12 protein-coding genes and 3 rRNA genes are annotated in these 19,711 nt (G+C 57.8%); 13 read left to right on the top strand and 2 right to left on the bottom strand.

Features of this window, described 5'->3' with window-relative positions; all coding sequences use genetic code 11:
• The first annotated feature begins 151 nt into the window (after positions 1-151).
• On the top strand, positions 152-823 hold the full coding sequence (locus tag ACFWUB_RS03490) for a 2Fe-2S iron-sulfur cluster-binding protein (RefSeq protein WP_416184236.1): 672 nt from the start codon (positions 152-154) through the stop codon (positions 821-823).
• 10 nt (positions 824-833) lie between these two features.
• A complete protein-coding gene (locus tag ACFWUB_RS03485; protein WP_416184235.1) occupies positions 834-2,444 on the top strand; it encodes an FAD-dependent oxidoreductase in 1,611 nt (536 codons plus the stop codon).
• Here the strand turns inward: ACFWUB_RS03485 and ACFWUB_RS03480 are convergent.
• Positions 2,441-3,634: an MFS transporter gene (locus ACFWUB_RS03480; protein ID WP_416184234.1), complete on the bottom strand. Its 1,194-nt coding sequence runs from the start codon at positions 3,632-3,634 to the stop codon at positions 2,441-2,443. The two genes, ACFWUB_RS03485 and ACFWUB_RS03480, sit on opposite strands and share 4 nt — an antisense overlap.
• 138 nt (positions 3,635-3,772) lie before the next feature.
• Here ACFWUB_RS03480 and ACFWUB_RS03475 point away from each other — a divergent pair, with 138 nt between their 5' ends.
• The 7 genes from ACFWUB_RS03475 to ACFWUB_RS03445 are packed head-to-tail and all read left to right on the top strand — an operon-like array spanning position 3,773 to position 11,247.
• Entirely contained in the window at positions 3,773-4,705 is a 933-nt protein-coding gene (locus ACFWUB_RS03475; protein WP_020310689.1) for an ABC transporter permease, read from the top strand.
• A 2-nt stretch (positions 4,706-4,707) separates the two neighbouring features.
• Positions 4,708-5,610 carry an ABC transporter permease gene (locus ACFWUB_RS03470; RefSeq protein ID WP_036200954.1) on the top strand — a complete coding sequence of 301 codons (903 nt, stop codon included), beginning with the start codon at positions 4,708-4,710 and terminating at the stop codon, positions 5,608-5,610.
• Positions 5,610-6,602 (top strand): ABC transporter ATP-binding protein, encoded by a 993-nt coding sequence (locus tag ACFWUB_RS03465; protein WP_020310691.1) that lies wholly within the window; start codon positions 5,610-5,612, stop codon positions 6,600-6,602. Before ACFWUB_RS03470 ends, ACFWUB_RS03465 begins: the two co-directional genes overlap by 1 nt.
• Positions 6,599-7,567, top strand: a complete 969-nt coding sequence (locus ACFWUB_RS03460; protein ID WP_020310692.1) for an ABC transporter ATP-binding protein — start codon at positions 6,599-6,601, stop codon at positions 7,565-7,567. Before ACFWUB_RS03465 ends, ACFWUB_RS03460 begins: the two co-directional genes overlap by 4 nt.
• Positions 7,564-9,156 (top strand): peptide ABC transporter substrate-binding protein, encoded by a 1,593-nt coding sequence (locus ACFWUB_RS03455; RefSeq protein WP_416184233.1) that lies wholly within the window; start codon positions 7,564-7,566, stop codon positions 9,154-9,156. Before ACFWUB_RS03460 ends, ACFWUB_RS03455 begins: the two co-directional genes overlap by 4 nt.
• Positions 9,157-9,160: 4 nt before the next feature.
• Positions 9,161-10,090 carry a S66 peptidase family protein gene (locus ACFWUB_RS03450; protein WP_416184232.1) on the top strand — a complete coding sequence of 310 codons (930 nt, stop codon included), beginning with the start codon at positions 9,161-9,163 and terminating at the stop codon, positions 10,088-10,090.
• A 20-nt stretch (positions 10,091-10,110) separates the two neighbouring features.
• A complete protein-coding gene (locus ACFWUB_RS03445) occupies positions 10,111-11,247 on the top strand; it encodes an amidohydrolase (RefSeq protein WP_292261122.1) in 1,137 nt (378 codons plus the stop codon).
• Here the strand turns inward: ACFWUB_RS03445 and ACFWUB_RS03440 are convergent, their stop codons facing one another.
• Positions 11,248-12,603, bottom strand: coding sequence for an aspartate aminotransferase family protein (locus ACFWUB_RS03440; protein WP_020310696.1), 1,356 nt, complete (start codon positions 12,601-12,603; stop codon positions 11,248-11,250). It abuts the gene before it with no gap.
• Positions 12,604-12,782: 179 nt separating this feature from the next.
• On the opposite strand from ACFWUB_RS03440, the gene ACFWUB_RS03435 reads away from it, so the two are divergent.
• The 4 genes from ACFWUB_RS03435 to rrf all read left to right on the top strand — a co-directional run bounded on the left by ACFWUB_RS03435 (position 12,783) and on the right by rrf (position 19,310).
• Positions 12,783-13,910 carry a PucR family transcriptional regulator gene (locus ACFWUB_RS03435; RefSeq protein ID WP_292105861.1) on the top strand — a complete coding sequence of 376 codons (1,128 nt, stop codon included), beginning with the start codon at positions 12,783-12,785 and terminating at the stop codon, positions 13,908-13,910.
• 328 nt (positions 13,911-14,238) lie between these two features.
• A 16S ribosomal RNA gene (locus ACFWUB_RS03430) occupies positions 14,239-15,803 on the top strand.
• Positions 15,804-15,997: 194 nt separating this feature from the next.
• A 23S ribosomal RNA gene (locus ACFWUB_RS03425) occupies positions 15,998-18,910 on the top strand.
• A 283-nt stretch (positions 18,911-19,193) separates the two neighbouring features.
• Positions 19,194-19,310, top strand: a 5S ribosomal RNA gene (gene rrf / locus ACFWUB_RS03420).
• Together the 16S, 23S and 5S rRNA genes form the textbook arrangement of a ribosomal RNA operon.
• The last annotated feature ends 401 nt before the right edge of the window (positions 19,311-19,711 follow it).

The following is a 19,711-nucleotide window of genomic DNA, read 5'->3' as shown; positions in this document are numbered from 1 at the left end:
ATGTAGTATAAAGTTTGTAGTTTGTAGTAGATGAGGGGTAAATTTTTAGCCATTCACTGCAAACTAAAAACTACAAACTGTCAACTAAAAAGAGGCTGTCTTAGTACGACAGCCTCTTTTGCCATTCATTCACAAAGGAGTTTTTATCATTATGAAAATGGTAACGGTCTATTTACTGGGCAAGAAGTTTTCGGTCCCTGAAGATCTGACAATCATGCGGGCCATGGAATATTCCGGTTTCCGCCTGGTCCGCGGCTGCGGCTGCCGCAGCGGGTTCTGCGGGGCCTGTGCCGTCGTTTACCGCCTGCAGGGCCAGACGGAGACTCATTCGGCCCTGGCCTGCCAGACGAAGGTCGAAGACGGCATGTGCGTCGGCCGCCTGGAATCATTTCCCATCAAGAAACAGACTTACGATATGGACGACCTGCCCGTAGCCGGCAACGTCGTCGGCCAGCTCTATCCGGAAATCTACAACTGCATCCACTGCAACGCCTGTACGCGGAACTGTCCCCAGGGCATCCAGGTCATGAAGTACATCGCCCTGGCCCAGCGCGGTGATTATGCCGGCTGTGCCAAGGAATCCTTCCGCTGTGTCTGCTGCAACATCTGCGCTGCCAGCTGCCCGGCCAAGATCAGTCACGGTGCCGTCGGCCTCCTGGCACGGCGCCTCATGGGCAAGTACATCGCCAAGAAGAGCAGGCACCTGGACCAGCGCGTCCGGGCCATCCGGGAAGGCCAGTTCGTGGCCGACGTCCAGCATCTGATGGCAGCCGGTGACGATGAATTACGCCGCTTATATGAATCGCGGGATATTGAGAAATAGGGGGACGATCATGATTTATACAGAAGAAATGCGGGCTTCCCAGGCGCGGGTCGAAGCTACGCGGAATATCCGTTTGTCTGAAGAACTGCCGCGCTTCACGGCTGAAGAGAAGGGGGAACTCCTGCGCCAGTATCATCCGGATTACCATGAAGAAGGCTTTACCGTCCTGACCGTCGGCCCCAATAAAGGCGATAAAGTGCCGAAGGAACTGGCTGCCCTGCTGCAGGGCAAGAGCCGCATGGACACGGCTGACGTCGATGTGGATCACATCCAGTTCGAAACGGATGTCCTGGTCATCGGCGGTGGCGGCGCCGGTGCGGCGGCTGCCATCGAAGCGGCACGGCACGGCGCCAAGGTCCTCATGGCGACGAAACTGCGTATAGGCGATGCCAATACGGGCATGGCCGAAGGCGGCATCCAGGCAGCCGACAAGGAAAGCGATTCGCCGGAGGCCCACTATCTCGACGCCATCGGCGGCGGCCATTATAAGAACAAACCGGAACTCTTGGCCGAACTCGTCCTCCACGGGCCGGAAGCCATCCAGTGGCTCAGCTCGCTGGGCGTCCTCTTCGACAAGAACAGCGACGGCTCCATGGTCACGACCCATGGCGGCGGCACGTCGCACAAGCGTATGCACGCCTGCGGCGACTATACAGGGGCGGAAATCATGCGCGTCCTCCGCGACGAAGTGCGCAATGCCGGCGTCGACGTCGTCGAATATTCACCGGCTGTGGAACTCCTCCTCGATGGCGAAGGGAAGGCGGCCGGTGCCGTCCTCTATGACTTCGATACCCGGGAATACCACGTCGTCCGGGCCAAGAGCGTCATCATCGCCACAGGCGGTGCCGGCCGCCTCCACTACCAGGGCTTCCCAACGTCCAATCACTACGGCTCGACGGCCGACGGCCTGGTCATGGCCTACCGCGCCGGCGTGCCCCTCATCTATGCCGACGCCATCCAGTACCATCCGACGGGCGCTGCCTATCCGCCGCAGATCTACGGCGCCCTGGTGACGGAAAAGGTCCGCTCTCTCGGGGCCATGCTGGTCAATAAGAACGGCGAAGCCTTCCTCCATCCCCTGGAAACGCGTGACGTCGTCGCAGCGGCCATCATCCGCGAATGTCAGGAACGGGACAAAGGGGTCTATGCCCTCCACGGACCGGCTGTCTGGCTCGACACGCCCATGGTCGACCTCATCAACGGCGAAGGGACCATGGAAAAGCGCCTGCCGGCCATGATCCACATGTATGAAAAATTTGGCATCAATATCCGCAAGCAGCCCATCCTGGTCTATCCGACCCTGCATTACCAGAATGGCGGCATCTGTATCGGCGCCAAGAGTAAAACGAAGATACCCGGCCTCTATGCCGCCGGTGAAGACGTCGGCGGTATCCACGGGACGAACCGCCTCATGGGCAACAGCCTCCTGGATATCATCGTCTTCGGCCGCATTGCCGGGACGGAAGCGGCTTCTTACAGCCGGACGGCCCATCCTGGGAAAGGGACGCTGGACCACGTCCGCCGTTTCGACGAAGAACGGGCAGAAGCCCGCGTCGATGACGACATCCTGTCGCCGAAGCTCCTGCCCAATTACACCCATAACCGCGGCACGCGGGGCTAGGCTTCGTGGAGCTGGCGGGCTTTGCGCTGGACAGCGATACTGATGAACAGCAGCAGGGCGCCGGCTGCCAGGAAGACGTATTTCATGCCCAGGAAGGTGGCGATGACGCCGCCCAGGATGGGGCCGCCCATGGCCCCGACCTGCTGGGCTGAGAACATCAGGCCGAAGACGCGCCCTTTGATGCTGGCACTGGTCTTTTCGGCCAGGATGGCGTTGATCGACGGATAGATGCCGGAGAAGAAGAGGCCGATGGCGAACTGGCTGGCCGCAAAGGCGTACAGCGTGTCCGGGATGGCCTGGACGAAGAAGAAAATCCCCGCCAGGACCAGGGACAGGCGCAGGGCCTTGACGAAGCCGTGATGCTGGCCGAAGCGTCCCCAGAGCGGAGCCGTAATGGCGCTGGAAAAGCCGCTCATGGAGAAGATGAGGCCGGAAATGAAGACCAGGTTGTCCAGCTCGCCGGCCAGGTGGGAGATGTATGTCGTCAATATGGGCTGGACGATGAGGATGACGACCTGGACCAGGGCGGCACTGACCAGCATCAGGCGGATGACGGGAATCTTCCAGAGGCTGACCTTTTCGCCTTCTGCCCCGGCTGCGGCCGTATCCGCTGCGGCTGTATCCGTCGGCGGTTCTTTGATGAAGAAGACCAGGACGACGAAGTTGAGGAACAGGGCGCCGGCTGCCAGGAAGAAGGACATGCGCATGCCGAAGGCTTCGGCCAGGATGCCGCCGAAGAGGGGGCCGATGATGCCGCCTGCCGTCAGGGCGCCCTGCATGATGCCCAGGCAGATGCCCAGTTTCTTCGGCGGTGCATAGATGGTCATGATGGCCAGTTCCATCGGCCACAGGCCCGATGCGAAGCCCTGGAACATGCGCATGAACGTCAGCTGCAGCGGCGACGTGACGATGCCGCCGAGAAAATAGCTGATCGATAAGAGCAGGCTGGCGCGGATGGCCATGAGCCGCTTGCCCCGCCGGTCGGCCATGCGTCCCCAGATAGGCGCCATGATGGCGCTGATGAGGAAGGTCGACGAAAAGACGACACCGGACCAGATGTTGACCGAGGCCGCATCGACGCCCAGTTCCCGCGTCAGGTACATGGGCAGGAAGGGGATGAGCATGGTATAGCTTGAAGACATGAAGACGACGTTGCAGGTCAGAATGGCCAGACAGAATTTCCAGTTCACGGCGATCACCTTTCTCGTATGGATTGTTAACGTACTAACTTCTTATTATACGCCGCCTTTTCGGGGATTACAACTTGTCACGATGGGAACACAGCCTTATAATGAATAATATCTATGTTGGAAAGGAAGGAACCTGAATTGGCCATGTACCTTGCAAAGCGCCTGGCCGGCGCTTGTGTCGTCTTATGGGCGATCATCACCATTACTTTTGGCCTCATGCATGCCATCCCAGGCGGCCCGTTTACGCAGGAAAAGAAACTGCCGCCGGCCGTCATGGCAACCGTCGAAGCCCGATATCACCTCGACGAACCCTTATGGTCCCAGTACGTCGATTACGTCCGCCATGCAGCGGTCCTCGACTTGGGGCCTTCTTATAAGTATCCCGGCAAGACCGTCAACGATATCATTGCCGAAACCTTTCCCGTATCGGCCCAGCTGGGGCTCATCAGCCTCTTTTTGGCCATCGGTGCCGGCGTCCTGGCCGGCATGGCCGCGGCCTGGTATAAGAATACCTGGATCGACTACACCATGATGGTCGGCGCCACCCTGGGCGTCTCCGTGCCCAGTTTCATCCTGGCAGCGGTCCTCATCCAGCTCTTCGCCTTTACCTGGCCCATCCTGCCGGCGGCCCTGTGGAAGGGGCCGGCTTACGTTGTCCTGCCGGCCCTGGCCCTGGCGGCCCAGCCGACGGCCTTCATCATGCGCCTGACCCGGTCGAGCCTGCTCGATGCCCTGGGGCAGGACTATATCCGCACGGCCCGGTCGCGGGGCATCGGCACGCGGTCCCTCATCTGCCACCATGCCCTTCGCAACGCCCTGCTGCCTGTCGTCAGTTATATCGGCCCTTTGGCGGCGGCCCTCATGACGGGGAGCTTCATCGTCGAGACGATTTTTGCCATCCCCGGCCTGGGACGCCACTTCGTCACCAGCATTTATAACCGCGACTATACGGTCATCTTGGGCATTACGATTTTTTACAGTTTCCTCATCATGATGATGAATTTACTCATCGATGTCATTTATCCGCTCTTGGACCCGCGGATCACCATGGATGGAAAGAAGGAGGGCTGATGATGGATTTTACACCGCTTACGGCTGCTGACCGGACGGAACCCTATGTACCGCCCCAGACCCTGCGCGACCGGGGCTGGCGGCAGATGAAGAAGAACCGCCTGGCCTTATGGGGCCTGGCCATCGTCGTCGTCATGAGCCTCCTGGCCATTGCCGGCCCCTGGCTGGCGCCCTATACTTATGCCGACCAGGATTTGACGGCAGCCAATGCCTGGCCGTCGGCTGCGCACTGGTTCGGTACGGATTCCCTGGGCCGTGACCTCTTCGTCCGCGTCCTCTACGGCGCCCGCATTTCCCTGTCCATCGGCCTCGTCGCCAGCCTGATCAACGTCTTCATCGGCGTCATCTACGGCGGCATTGCCGGCCTCGTCGGCGGCCGGACGGACCAGATCATGATGCATATCGTCGACATCCTCTATTCCATTCCCATGCTGCTCTACGTCATTTTGCTCATGGTCGTCTTCAAGCCGGGCCTGCTCAACATCTACCTGGCCCTGGGCATTGCCTACTGGCTCAACATGGCCCGCATCGTCCGCGGCCAGATCCTCAGCCTGAAACAGCAGGAATACGTCATGGCTGCCCGCTCCTGCGGGACGTCGACGTGGCATATCCTCTGCCGCCATATGATTCCCAACTGCGTCGGGCCGATTATCGTCACCCTGACCTTGTCCATTCCCGACGCGATTTTTACAGAAGCCTTCCTGAGTTTCATCGGCCTCGGCGTATCGGCGCCTATGGCCAGCTGGGGTGTCCTGGCTTCAGAAGGTATCAATAGTATGCGCTCCTTCCCGTTCCAGCTCGTCTTCCCGGCCCTGGCCCTGTGCATCACCATGCTGGGCTTCATGTTCCTCGGCGACGGCCTGCGCGACGCCCTGGACCCGCAGAACCAGAAGGAGGGACGCTGATGCAAGCCTTATTAGATGTACGCCATCTGACCATTTCTTTCCATACTTACCGGGGACTGCTGGAAGCCGTCCACGACGTGTCGCTGACCGTCAATCCAGGTGAGACCGTCGGCATCGTCGGCGAATCGGGCTGCGGTAAATCCGTCACGTCCCAGGCGGCCATGAAGCTGCTGCCGGCCGAAGCGACGGAATATACTGGCGGCCAGATCCTCTGGGACGGCCGCGATGTCATCCCCTTGTCGGAAACGCAGATGAACCGCCTGCGCGGCCGCGACATGGCCATGATTTTCCAGGACCCCATGACGTCGCTCAATCCCGTCCTGACCATCGGCAACCAGCTCTGCGAGGGCATCGCCCTGCACCAGCACCTGGGCCGTAAAGCCTGTGAAGCCAAGGCCCTGGAACTGCTCAGAGCCGTCGGACTGACGTCGCCGGAAAAGCGGCTCCATCAATATCCCCATGAATTATCGGGCGGCATGCGCCAGCGCTGTCTCATCGCTATGGCCCTGTCCTGTTCGCCGCGGCTCCTCTTTGCCGACGAACCGACGACGGCCCTCGACGTGACGACAGAAGCCCAGGTCCTGGATGTCCTCAAGCGCCTCCAGGCGGAATTGGGCATGGCCGTCGTCCTCATTTCCCATAATCTCGGCGTCATCGCCCAGATGTGCCGCCGCATTTACGTCATGTATGCCGGCGCCATCGTCGAAGAGGGGACGGCCGATGATATTTTCTACCGCCCGGCCCATCCCTATACCCAGGGCCTCCTGGCATCACTGCCGGACCCGGCCCAGAAGGATAAAGCCCTGACCGGGATCCCCGGCCAGGCGCCGGACCTCTTCCACATGCCCGAGGGCTGCCGTTTCTATCCGCGCTGCCCCCAGGCCATGAAGGCCTGCATGACGGCGGCGCCGCCGCGGGAAGAAGCCGGACCGGGACATCATTACACGTGCTGGCTGGCCCAGGCCGCCGCGGCCAAGGAGGCATTGCCATGAACCTCATCGAAGCCAAACATATCAGTAAACAATTCGTCGTCCAGCGGGACTGGCTGGGACGGCCCAAGAAGACCCTGACCGCCGTCGACGACTTGTCCCTGACCATCGGCCAGGGCGAGACGGTCGGCCTCGTCGGCGAATCGGGCTGCGGCAAATCGACTTTTGCCCGGACCCTGCTGGGCTTATATGCCAAGACCGGCGGGTCCATTACCTATAAGGGCAGGGACATTGCCGACCGCGCTGTAGGCCGCGACTATCGCCGCCACGTCCAGATGATTTTCCAGGACCCTTATGCCTCGCTGGACCCGCGCATGACCGTCGAAGACATCATCAGCGAGCCCTTGCGCAACTACCATCTCTGTCAGGACGACAGCCAGCGGCGCCAGCGCGTGGCGTCCTTATTGGAACAGGTCGACATGCGGCCTGAAGCGGCCCAGCGCTATCCCCATGAATTCAGCGGCGGCCAGCGCCAGCGCATCGGCATCGCCCGGGCCCTGGCCGTCGACCCGGAATGTGTCTTCTGCGATGAACCTATTTCGGCCCTCGACGTGTCCGTCCAGGTCCAGATTGTCAACATGATGCAGCGCCTGCAGCAGGAACGGGGCCTGTCCTATCTGTTCATCGCCCATGACCTGGCCATGGTCCATCACATGAGCCGCCGCATGGGCGTCATGTATTTAGGCCGCCTCGTCGAATTGGGGCCGGGAGACGCCGTCTTCCACGACCCGCTCCACCCCTATACGCAGATGCTCATCGCCTCCGTGCCCCGGCCGGACCCGCACTACCGGCGCCGGACCATCGTCTGCGGCGAAGTGCCGAGCCCCCTCGACTTGCCCAAGGGCTGCGTCTTCCATCCCCGCTGTCCCTACGCCGATGAAGTCTGCCGCATCGACGTGCCTCATTTCCGGCAGGTCGCAGACGACCGCTTCGTCGCCTGCCATCATGCGAGAGGAGGCAGACGATGAAGAAATTACTCTTACTCCTGAGCTGCCTGCTGACGGCCGTCCTCTTCAGCGGCTGCGGCATCCAGCACCCCGATACGGTCAGCTACGTCCTGGAAGCGGAACCGTCGCGGCTGGACCCGGCCATGACGACGGCCCTCGTCGAAAGCAATGTGGAACTGCAGATATTTGAAGGCCTGACCCGCCTCGACGATGACGATGTACCCCAGCCGGCCCTGGCCGAAAGCTGGGATATCTCACCGGATGGCAAGACGTATACCTTCCACCTGCGGCCGGGCATCGAATGGAGCGACGGCACGCCGATTACGGCAGGCGACATCGAATATTCCTGGAAGCGCGTCGTCGATCCCGACGTAGCTTCGGAAAATGCCTATATGCTCTTTTGTATCGACAAGGCCGAAGACTATTTCAATAAGAAGGCCTCGGCCGATGCCGTCGGCGTCAAAGCCGTCGATGACCGGACCCTGGTCGTCCGCCTGAAGGAACCGACGCCGTATTTCCTCAACCTGACGGCGTTCCACTGCTATTATCCCGTCCCCAGGAAGCTCGTCGAAGCCAAGCCCGATACGTGGGCTGCCGATGCGGACGGCATGGTCTGCAGCGGCCCCTATAAAATCGTTTCCTGGAACCATTCCAGTGAAATCGAAGTCGTCAAGAACGACCGCTACTGGGATGCCGGTTCGGTCATCCTGGACCACCTCGATTTCCCCATCAGCGATTCCCAGGCGACGCGCCTGACCCTGGTCGAAAGCAATCAGGCCAACATGACCGTCGAACCGCCGCCGGCCGACCAGGAACGGCTGGAACAGATGGGCCTCTACGAGATTGCTCCTTATCTCGGCGCCTATTACTACGTCTTCAACGTCCAGAAGAAGCCCTTTGACGACGTCCGCGTCCGCAAGGCCTTTGCCCTGGCCGTCCAGCGCCAGGGACTGATGAAGTACATCGTCCGCGGTGAAAAGGAAGCGGCCTACGCCTGGGTCCCGCCGGGACTGAAGGACAAGGCCACAGGCCGTGATTTCCGTAAGGAAGGGGGGAACCTCATCGCCGAAGACCCGGCCAAAGCCCGCCAGCTCCTGAAGGAAGCCGGTTACGATGACCAGCACCCGCTGCCGGAAGTGACGCTCCTCTTCAATACCAATGAAATGCACAAGGCCGTAGCCGAAGCCCTGCAGGCCATGTGGAAAGAAAACCTCGGCGTCGACGTCAATATTACCAACCAGGAATCGAAAGTCTTCATGGCCACCCGCGCCCAAGGCGACTACCAGCTGGCCCGGGCGTCGTGGATCGCTGATTACATCGACCCCATGACCTTCCTCGACGTCTTTGCCGATGACGAAAATGACGCCCAGTACCACAATCCGGCGTATAATGCATTGATTGCCAAAGCCAAGGCCAGCAACGACGAAAGACAGCGCATGGCCTATCTCCACGAAGCGGAACAGATGCTCTTCGACGACTGCGTCATCATCCCCTTGTACTACACGACCCAGCCCTACGTGGCCCAGCCCTATATCAAGGGCTACCACTGGTCGCCGCTGGGACTGGTCGATTTCAAGAAAGCCTATATCGATGAATCAGAAAGGAAGTAGCCTTATGGAGTATACCTATGCAGAACCGTTGCAAGCTGGCGACACCATCGCCGTCGTCGCCCCGTCGTCAGCCCTGGCCGGTGACGACGTGATCAAGGGCCTCACCTTCTTGCGGTCCCTCGGCTATGAAGTGAAAATCGGGAAATCCGTATCTGCCTTTGATGGCTATCTGGCCGGCCCCGACCGGCTGCGGGCAAGGGATATCAACGAAGCCTTTGCCGACGACGCCGTCAAGGCCATCGTCTGCCTGCGTGGCGGCTATGGGGCGACGCGCATCCTGCCGCTCTTGGACTATGAGCTCATTGCGGCCCATCCCAAATTGTTCGTCGGCTTCAGCGATATTACGGCCCTGCATACGGCCTTCCTCCAGCGCTGCGGCTTCTGTCCCATCCACGGGACTATGGTCATGTCCCTGGGCCGCAATGCCTCGGAATATACGAAAGAGCAGTTCGCCTACGGCCTGCAGCATCCCTATGAAGCGCGGGAACTGCCGCTGCCGCCGGGCTGCCAGCCGGAAACCCTCGTCCCCGGTGCCGTCACGGGCCCGCTGGCCGGGGGCAATATGATGCTCCTGTCGGTCCTCATGGGCACGCCTTATGCCATCGATCCGCCAGACGGCGCCATCCTCTGCCTGGAAGAAGTCGGGGAAGAGGCCTATGCCCTGGACCGCATGCTCTGCCAGTTCGAGGAATCGGGCCTCATCGACCGCGTCCGGGCCATCGCCTTCGGCGAATTCCACCACTGCGGCCCTGACGAAGGCGCCCGTTATGAATGGACGGTGAAAGAAGTCCTCCAGGCTTATGCCCGCAAGTGGGGCAAACCGGCCGTCATGGGCCTGCCCTTCGGCCACGGTGCCGACAACGCCTGGCTGCCCCTGGGCCAGATGGCCGGTCTCGAAGCCTGCCTGGACGGCGTACGCTTTACGCTGCTGTAATTTGGATAGGAGAGATTCTCATGGAATATAAAGATTTGAAAGACCAGGCCTGCCGCTATGTAGATGAACTGAAACCGGTCATCTACGGCATTGCCGAAAGCCTTCACGACCACCCGGAAACGGGCATGAACGAAGTCTTCGCATCGGCGACGCTGAAAAAAATCCTGCAGGACCGCGGCTTTGCCATCGACAATCCCGTCGCCGACGCTTTCCCGACGGCCTTTCACGCTGTCTGCGGCCACGGTCCTTTTCAGATGGGCTTTTTGGCCGAATACGATGCCCTGCCGGAAATCGGCCACGGCTGCGGCCATAACCTCATCGCCGCCATGAGCGTCGGCGCGGCCCTGGCCTTTGCCAAAGCGGCCGGCGACAAGGCGACGGTCCACGTCTACGGCTGTCCGGCCGAAGAAACGGTGGGCAGCAAAGTCTATATGAGCGAACACGGCGTCTTCGACGGCCTGGACGCGGCGGTCATCGTCCATCCCGGCACGGATAAGACCTATATCGGCGGCACGTCCTATGCGACGCACCCCATGCAGTTCACCTTCCTCGGCAAGGCGGCCCACGTCGCCGATGCGACCTACCACGGCGTCAATGCCCTCGATGCCCTCGTCGATTTCTATGGCCGCCTGAAGGCCTATGAAAAGACCTTGACCGAACGCCATATCATCGGCGCCATCATCACCGAAGGCGGTACGGCGCCGAACATCGTGCCTGACCGGGCTGTCCTCAAGGCGACTATCCGGGCCCTGAAAGTGGAATACCTGGAAGACAAGATGCTGCCGGACATAAAAAAAATCGCCCGTGACGTCGCCGACGCACACGGAGCGAAAGTGGAAATGGTCCATTATGAACCGCTCTATAAGAATATGATCAATGACCCCAGGATGGACGTTTACTTTGCCGACGCCTTCAACCAGCTCTACGAAGAATTCGGCGTCCGCGACGACGACTATGCCGAAGGCTCGACGGACGTAGGCAATGTCAGCCAAATTACGCGGGTCAGCCAGCCGGAAATCTGCATCGGCTACGACATCAATGCCCATACGAAAGAATTTGCCCAAGCCGCTGGCAGCGACCTGGGCAAGATGCAGGCATTGACGGGCGCCAAGGCCATGGCCATGGTCGCCCTCGATGTCATGGGAGAGAAATACTGATTATTTCGTGCAGGTAATGATGGCCTGTTCCAGGATGTCCAGGCCGGCATCGAGCTGGGCGTCGGTGACGACGAGCGGGCAGAGGAAGCGGATGACGTTGTCGTAAATGCCGCAGTTTTCCATGATCAGGCCGTGTTGGGCCGCTTCTTTGATGACGGCTGTGACCAGTTCCGGATAGGGCTTCTTGCTGGCTTTGTCGTGGACGAATTCCAGGCCGAGCATAGCGCCTAAGCCGCGGTAGTCGCCGATGACGTCGTATTTCTGTTTCCACTGTTCATAGCGGGCGCAGACTTTCTGGCCGATTTCCAAAGCCCGGTCGGCCAAATGGTCCCGTTCCATGATTTCGATGACTTTCAGGGCCGAAGCGCAGGCCAGGGCGTTGCCGCCAAAAGTACCGCCGATGACGCCGGCCGGGACGGATTCCATGATTTCTTCGCGGGCTACGACGGCACCGAGGGGCACGCCGCCGCCGATGGATTTAGCCGTGGCGATGATATCCGGCGGGCAGCCGGCTTCTTTCCAGTATTCCGTCGCCAGCATGCGGCCTGTGCGGCACCAGCCGGTCTGGACTTCGTCGGCGATGAGCAGGATGCCGTTGTCGTCGCAGACTTTGCGCAGGGCCTTGATCCAGGGGATAGGAGCCGGGATGAAGCCGCCTTCGCCCTGGAGCGGTTCGACGACGATGGCGGCGACGTATTCCGCCGGCGAAGCGTACATGAAGACTTCTTTCAGGGAATTCAGGTAGAATTCCAGGGCTTCGTCATCGCTCATGCCAGCCGGTTTGCGGTAGAGATAAGGGAATTCGGCCCGATAGACGCCGTCCGGGAAGGGGCCCATGCCGCGGGCGTAGGCTTTCTTGGCCGTCATGGCCATGGTCATGAGCGTGCGGCCGTGGAAGGCGCCGGAGAAGACGATGATGTTCGGCCGTTTCGTATAGGCCTTGGCGACTTTGACGGCATTTTCATCGGCTTCAGCGCCGCTGTTGATGAAGAAGGAGCGCTTCTTGTCGCCCTTGACCGGCGCGATGGCGTTGAGTTTTTCCGCCAGGGCGACGTAGCCTTCATGGGTGACGATGTTGGCCATGGCGTGGAAATACTTCCCGGCCTGGTCCTGGACGGCTTTGACGACTTCCGGCTGGGAATAGCCGATGTTCAGGACGCCGACGCCGCCGACCCAGTCGAGGAAATAGTTGCCGTCTATGTCTTCAAACATGGCGCCTTCGCCGCGCTGGATGACTGTCGGATAGATGGTGCCGATGGCATCCGGGATGGCCTGACGGCGGCGGGCCAGGACGGCAGCGGCTTTCGGACCGGGAACGGTCTGGGTAACAATTTTCGGTAATTCATCTTTTAACATAATGTCTCCCCCTTATCAATGCAAGATACAAAGCCTTGGTGAGTGCTCTATGAAAGACTTTGCATGGATAATCTTAAATGATACGCTTATTATACGTTTTACTATTAAAAACAACAAGAAGCTGGGAAACCAAAGTTAAAAATATGATGTTGTGCTGACGACACAAAGGAGGGAGTCCCATGTCTCTATCCATCGCTCAACTTTACAGGCAGGATGAAAACAAATATAAACTGGACCTCCTGGCCGGACGGCAGGGACTGAGCCGCGACGTGGCCTGGGTGCAGGTCATGGAAGATGCCGACTATGGCACTTTTTTGCGGCCTCATGCCTTCATCTTCACGACGGGCCTGGCCAGCCCCGGCGACCCGCATTGGCTGGAAAACTTCGTCGATGCCCTGCTGGCAGCCGATGCGGCCGGCCTGGTCGTCAATACGGGAAAGTACCTCTTGCCGTCGGATATTACGGAAGCCTTGAAAGAACGCTGTGAGGAAGCGGCCTTCCCGATATTCACTATGCCTTGGGAAGTGCGCCTGGCCGACATTACCCAGTCCTTTTTGTCGGCCCTCTTTTTGACCAACCGTGAAGAATACCGGGCCATTACGGCGTGGAAGGAATTCCTCTTCGGCGTCCAGGGGTCGTCGGTCCTGACTGAACTGGCTCTGACGGGCTGGCAGGAAGAGGGGCCGTATACGGCACTGGTCCTGGCCGGCGCCGATGGCGATGCCGATTTTTTGGCTGACAGCAAATCCTTCCTCAACGGGCTGGACCAGCCATACTTTATATTTCCTTATAAGGACACGATCGTCCTGCTCCTGCAGGGAACGCTGCCGGCAGCACTCGTCGCCTGGCTCAAAGGCCATGACCGCCTGGTGACGGGCCAGGGCCTGACGGCGCCTGACTTGAAAACCCTGCCAGACAGCTGCCGCCAGGGGCAGCAGGCTTTGGTATGGGCCCGTCTCCATCAGCAGTCCTGGTGCTATTTCGGAGCCCTCGGCGCCTATGCCCTCTTCTTTTCTCAGCCCGATGACCGGGTGCTGCGCGTCCTACACGACCGGGCCCTGGGAGCCTTGCTGGCTTATGATGAAAGCCACCGGTCCAGTTTGTACGAAACGCTGGAAGCCTATCTCTGCCACGATGGCAGCCTGAAGGGAACAGCGGCCCAGCTCTACACCCATCGCAATACCGTAGCCTATCGCATCCACAAGGCGGAGAAACTCATTCCCTATGATCTGGCTGACTGGGAACAGCGGTTCACGGTCTTCCTGGCCTGCCATATCCACCGTTATTTTTCCCTGTTAGAAAAATAGTGTTGACATTTTGCAAGCTAAATGCTATTATATAGAAACCAGCTGTACTGAGACGGACGAAAGAAACGATAGGTTTGTTTTGTTGTGTCTGTATGAGTTCGCTTAGCGGACCGGCACTGATTGAGTTGAAAAAAGTTCAAATCAGGGCTTGACAGACTTCTCGGAGTTTGGTAAGATATACAAGTCGTCGCGATGAAGCGATGGCAATGATGACCTTTGAAAACTGAACAATGAACTGAATGAACGCCAACGTGCGAGGTTCTATTTATAGAACGTCAAACAATGAGTAATACCAATCAATAAACAAGAGCCAAACGCTCTTCCATATATCATGGAGAGTTTGATCCTGGCTCAGGACGAACGCTGGCGGCGTGCTTAACACATGCAAGTCGAACGAGAAGAGATGAGAAGCTTGCTTTTTATCGATTCGAGTGGCAAACGGGTGAGTAACGCGTAAGCAACCTGCCCTCTAGATGGGGACAACAGCTGGAAACGGCTGCTAATACCGAATACGTTCTTTCTGTCGCATGGCAGAAGGAAGAAAGGGAGGCTCTTCGGAGCTTTCGCTGGAGGAGGGGCTTGCGTCTGATTAGCTAGTTGGAGGGGTAACGGCCCACCAAGGCGACGATCAGTAGCCGGTCTGAGAGGATGAACGGCCACATTGGGACTGAGACACGGCCCAGACTCCTACGGGAGGCAGCAGTGGGGAATCTTCCGCAATGGACGAAAGTCTGACGGAGCAACGCCGCGTGAACGATGACGGCCTTCGGGTTGTAAAGTTCTGTTATACGGGACGAATGGTACGACGGCCAATACCCGTCGTAAGTGACGGTACCGTAAGAGAAAGCCACGGCTAACTACGTGCCAGCAGCCGCGGTAATACGTAGGTGGCAAGCGTTGTCCGGAATTATTGGGCGTAAAGGGCGCGCAGGCGGCGTCGTAAGTCGGTCTTAAAAGTGCGGGGCTTAACCCCGTGAGGGGACCGAAACTGCGATGCTAGAGTATCGGAGAGGAAAGCGGAATTCCTAGTGTAGCGGTGAAATGCGTAGATATTAGGAGGAACACCAGTGGCGAAAGCGGCTTTCTGGACGACAACTGACGCTGAGGCGCGAAAGCCAGGGGAGCAAACGGGATTAGATACCCCGGTAGTCCTGGCCGTAAACGATGGATACTAGGTGTAGGAGGTATCGACCCCTTCTGTGCCGGAGTTAACGCAATAAGTATCCCGCCTGGGGAGTACGGCCGCAAGGCTGAAACTCAAAGGAATTGACGGGGGCCCGCACAAGCGGTGGAGTATGTGGTTTAATTCGACGCAACGCGAAGAACCTTACCAAGCCTTGACATTGATTGCTAAGGGTAGAGATACCCTGTTCCTCTTCGGAGGACAAGAAAACAGGTGGTGCACGGCTGTCGTCAGCTCGTGTCGTGAGATGTTGGGTTAAGTCCCGCAACGAGCGCAACCCCTATCTTCTGTTACCAGCGAGTTAAGTCGGGGACTCAGGAGAGACTGCCGCAGACAATGCGGAGGAAGGCGGGGATGACGTCAAGTCATCATGCCCCTTATGGCTTGGGCTACACACGTACTACAATGGCTCTTAATAGAGGGAAGCGAAGGAGCGATCCGGAGCAAACCCCAAAAACAGAGTCCCAGTTCGGATTGCAGGCTGCAACCCGCCTGCATGAAGCAGGAATCGCTAGTAATCGCAGGTCAGCATACTGCGGTGAATACGTTCCCGGGCCTTGTACACACCGCCCGTCACACCACGAAAGTCATTCACACCCGAAGCCGGTGAGGTAACCGCAAGGAGCCAGCCGTCGAAGGTGGGGGCGATGATTGGGGTGAAGTCGTAACAAGGTAGCCGTATCGGAAGGTGCGGCTGGATCACCTCCTTTCTAGGGAAAACCTAAGAAGTCGGCACGGAGGCAATTCATTCATTGTTCAGTTTTGAGAGGCCATCCTCTCAATCGTACCTTGACAACTGCATAAAAATGTTAGAAAATACCTCTTTTTAAAAAGAGATCTTAACGAACCTTGAATTCTTGTTCATCACGACATTCCGTGTGGATGGCGTGATACATGAAAAAATAGTCAAGTAAGTAAGGGCGTACGGCGGATGCCTTGGCCATATCAGCCGAAGAAGGACGCGATAAGCTGCGATAAGCTGCGGTGAGGTGCAAGTAACCTTTGACCCGCAGATCTCCGAATGGGGAAACCCGGCAGCAGTAGTGCTGTCATCCTCTTATGAGGAAGGGCACCCGGTGAACTGAAACATCTAAGTAGCCGGAGGAAAAGGAATCAACAGAGATACCCCTAGTAGCGGCGAGCGAACGGGGCAGAGCCCAAACCGGGATGGGAAACCAATCCGGGGTTGTGGACTGCTATCAAATGCATGAGTGAAGCAGAATGAGCTGGGAAGCTCAGCCAGAGAGAGTGAGAGCCTCGTAGGCGTAAGCGAGTGCATGGAGCAGGATCCGGAGTACCACGGGACACGAGAAACCCTGTGGGAAGCTGGGGGGACCACCCTCCAAGGCGAAACACTGATATGGACCGATAGCGCATAGTACCGTGAGGGAAAGGTGAAAAGAACCCCGGGAGGGGAATGAAAGAGAACCTGAAACCGTATGTCTACAAGCAGTCGAAGCACTTTTTAGGTGCGACGGCGTGCCTATTGAAGAATGAACCGGCGAGTTACTTCAGCTAGCGAGGTTAAGCAGGAAATGCGGAGCCGCAGCGAAAGCGAGTCTGAACAGGGCGTATAGTTAGTTGGAGTAGACCCGAAACCACAGTGATCTACCCATGTCCAGGTTGAAGCACAGGTAAAAATGTGTGGAGGACCGAACCAGTGAGCGTTGAAAAGCTTTTGGATGAGATGTGGGTAGGGGTGAAATGCCAATCGAACGTGGAGATAGCTGGTTCTCCCCGAAATAGCTTTAGGGCTAGCCTCATGGCGAGAGTACAGGCGGTAGAGCACTGAACGGGGTAGGGGCCTATCCGGCTACTGAACCTAATCAAACTGCGAATGGCTGTACTTATCCATGGGAGTCAGACTGTGAGTAATAAGGCCCATAGTCAAGAGGGAAACAGCCCAGACCAACAGCTAAGGTCCCCAATGCCGTACTAAGTGGCGAAGGATGTGGAATTTCGAAAACAACCAGGATGTTGGCTCAGAAGCAGCCACCATTAAAAGAGTGCGTAATAGCTCACTGGTCGAGAGACTCTGCGCCGAAGATGTCCGGGGCTAAAGTACGGAACCGAAGCTTTGGCAATTAACATAAGTTAATTGGGTAGGGGAGCGTTCCTGCATGGGAGAAGCCTGACCGGAAGGACAGGTGGACAGGCAGGAAGAGAGAATGCCGGTATGAGTAGCGAAAAGAAGGGTGAGAATCCCTTCCACCGAAAGCCTAAGGGTTCCTGGGCAACGATCGTCGTCCCAGGGTAAGTCGGGACCTAATCCGAGGCGGAGACGCGTAGGAGATGGACAACAGGTTGAAATTCCTGTACTGGCTGAGGCCGTTTGAGCGAAGGAGTGACACAGGAAGGAAGGCGCGCGTGCGAATGGAAGAGCACGTCCAAGCAGGTAGGTCGGGAGACAGGCAAATCCGTTTCCCGTAAGGCCGAGATGCGATGGGGAGCTTCTGGAGACAGAAGCGAAGGGGCTGGCACTAAACTGTCGAGAAAAGCTTCTAGTGAGGACTCAGGCACCCGTACCGAAACCGACACAGGTAGGCAGGATGAGAATTCTAAGGTGCGCGGGAAAACCCTCGTTAAGGAACTCGGCAAAATATATCCGTAACTTCGGGAAAAGGATAACCCAGCGTACGTGAAGTGCAGAAGCGCATGGAGCGGAGATGGGTGGCAGAAGAGAGGCCCAAGCGACTGTTTACCACAAACACAGGCGTCTGCTAAAGCGAAAGCTGATGTATAGATGCTGACACCTGCCCGGTGCTGGAAGGTTAAGAGGAAGTGTTAGCGCAAGCGAAGCAGTGAATTGAAGCCCCAGTAAACGGCGGCCGTAACTATAACGGTCCTAAGGTAGCGAAATTCCTTGTCGGGTAAGTTCCGACCCGCACGAAAGGTGTAACGATTTGGGCACTGTCTCAACGAGGGACCCGGTGAAATTGAAGTACCTGTGAAGATGCAGGTTACCCGCGACTGGACAGAAAGACCCCATGGAGCTTTACTGTAACCTGAGATTGGATTCCGGTAAGAGATGTACAGGATAGTTGGGAGGCAGAGAAGTGAGTACGCCAGTATTCACGGAGCCGCTGGTGGGATACCAACCTTGTTTTATTGGAATTCTAACGAGAAGCGTAACGAGCTTGCGGACAGTCTCAGGCGGGCAGTTTGACTGGGGCGGTCGCCTCCGAAAGAGTAACGGAGGCGCCCAAAGGTTCCCTCAGCGCGGACGGAAACCGCGCGAAGAGTGCAAAGGCAGAAGGGAGCTTGACTGCGAGACGGACAGGTCGAGCAGGGACGAAAGTCGGGCTTAGTGATCCGGTGGTAGAGAGTGGAATTGCCATCGCTCAACGGATAAAAGCTACCCTGGGGATAACAGGCTTATCTCTCCCAAGAGTCCATATCGACGGGGAGGTTTGGCACCTCGATGTCGGCTCATCACATCCTGGGGCTGAAGTAGGTCCCAAGGGTTGGGCTGTTCGCCCATTAAAGTGGTACGCGAGCTGGGTTCAGAACGTCGTGAGACAGTTCGGTCCCTATCCATCGCGGGCGTAAGAAACTTGAAAGGGGCTGCTCCTAGTACGAGAGGACCGGAGTGGGCCGACCAATGGTGTACCAGTCATGGCGCCAGCCGTGCAGCTGGGTAGCTACGTCGGGGACGGATAAACGCTGAAAGCATCTAAGCGTGAAACCAGCCTAGAGATGAGGTTTCTCATTGTTTAACAAGTAAGGTCCCACAAAGACGATGTGGTTGATAGGCCGGGAGTGGAAGTACAGCGATGTACGGAGCGGACCGGTACTAATAGACCGAGGACTTGACTTAAGCAGAGAGCCATGTTTGAAGGAGCCGAAAGGCGACGCACAAACATGTGCGAATCGCTTACTCCGAATCTCAGGAGGCTGTGAATTTGGAAACAGATACACAGAGAGAACGACGATTCGGAGACGAGCGGAAAGATTCTTGATAGTTCGTTGGATGTATGAAACATTTTTATGCAGTTGTCAGGATACGATAAGCAGAGAACCAGTTTTGAAGGAGTCGGAGACGACACGCAAAACTGTGTGAATCGCTTACGTCGGACTTGTCCGACGCCTGAATAACATAATTCAGTGGCGATAGCTGCGGGGATCCACCTGTTCCCATGCCGAACACAGCAGTTAAGCCCGCAAACGCCGAAAGTACTTGGGGGGAGGCCCCCTGGGAGGATAGGAAGCCGCTGATTAAGAAAAAAAGCACTAGCTTAGGCTAGTGCTTTTTTTGTTGTTAGCCGTCAGCAGTTAGCAGCTAGCAAGGGCGCCCACGTGGGGCGCCCGTTCGGAATAATGGGGGTACCCATCATACATGACAAGCGATGTGGGACGAGGCGGCTTCCTATCCGACCAGGGTTCCCTGGGATAAGCAGGGAACCGGTTTTGAAGGAGCTCTGCGACGCGCAAAACCGTGTGAGTCGCTTATGCCGAATCTCGTGACCTGATGGAGTGAAAGTATGCGGTCAGACAGAGATACCCTGGATTCGGCAGGAGAGGTGGGACAACCGCCAGTGCTTTTTTGCTGTTCGTTGTTAATGGTTCGTGGCTCGTTTTTGCGGCCTTATGGCCGCATCGTAGGGGCCGATCTTCAACC

It is taken from the genome of Megasphaera sp. (genome assembly GCF_047831605.1).
In the GTDB taxonomy this organism is placed as follows: Bacteria; Bacillota; Negativicutes; order Veillonellales; family Megasphaeraceae; genus Megasphaera; species Megasphaera intestinihominis.
The sequence above is the reverse complement of the archived record's forward strand: the minus strand, read 5'-3'. Positions and strand labels throughout refer to the sequence as shown.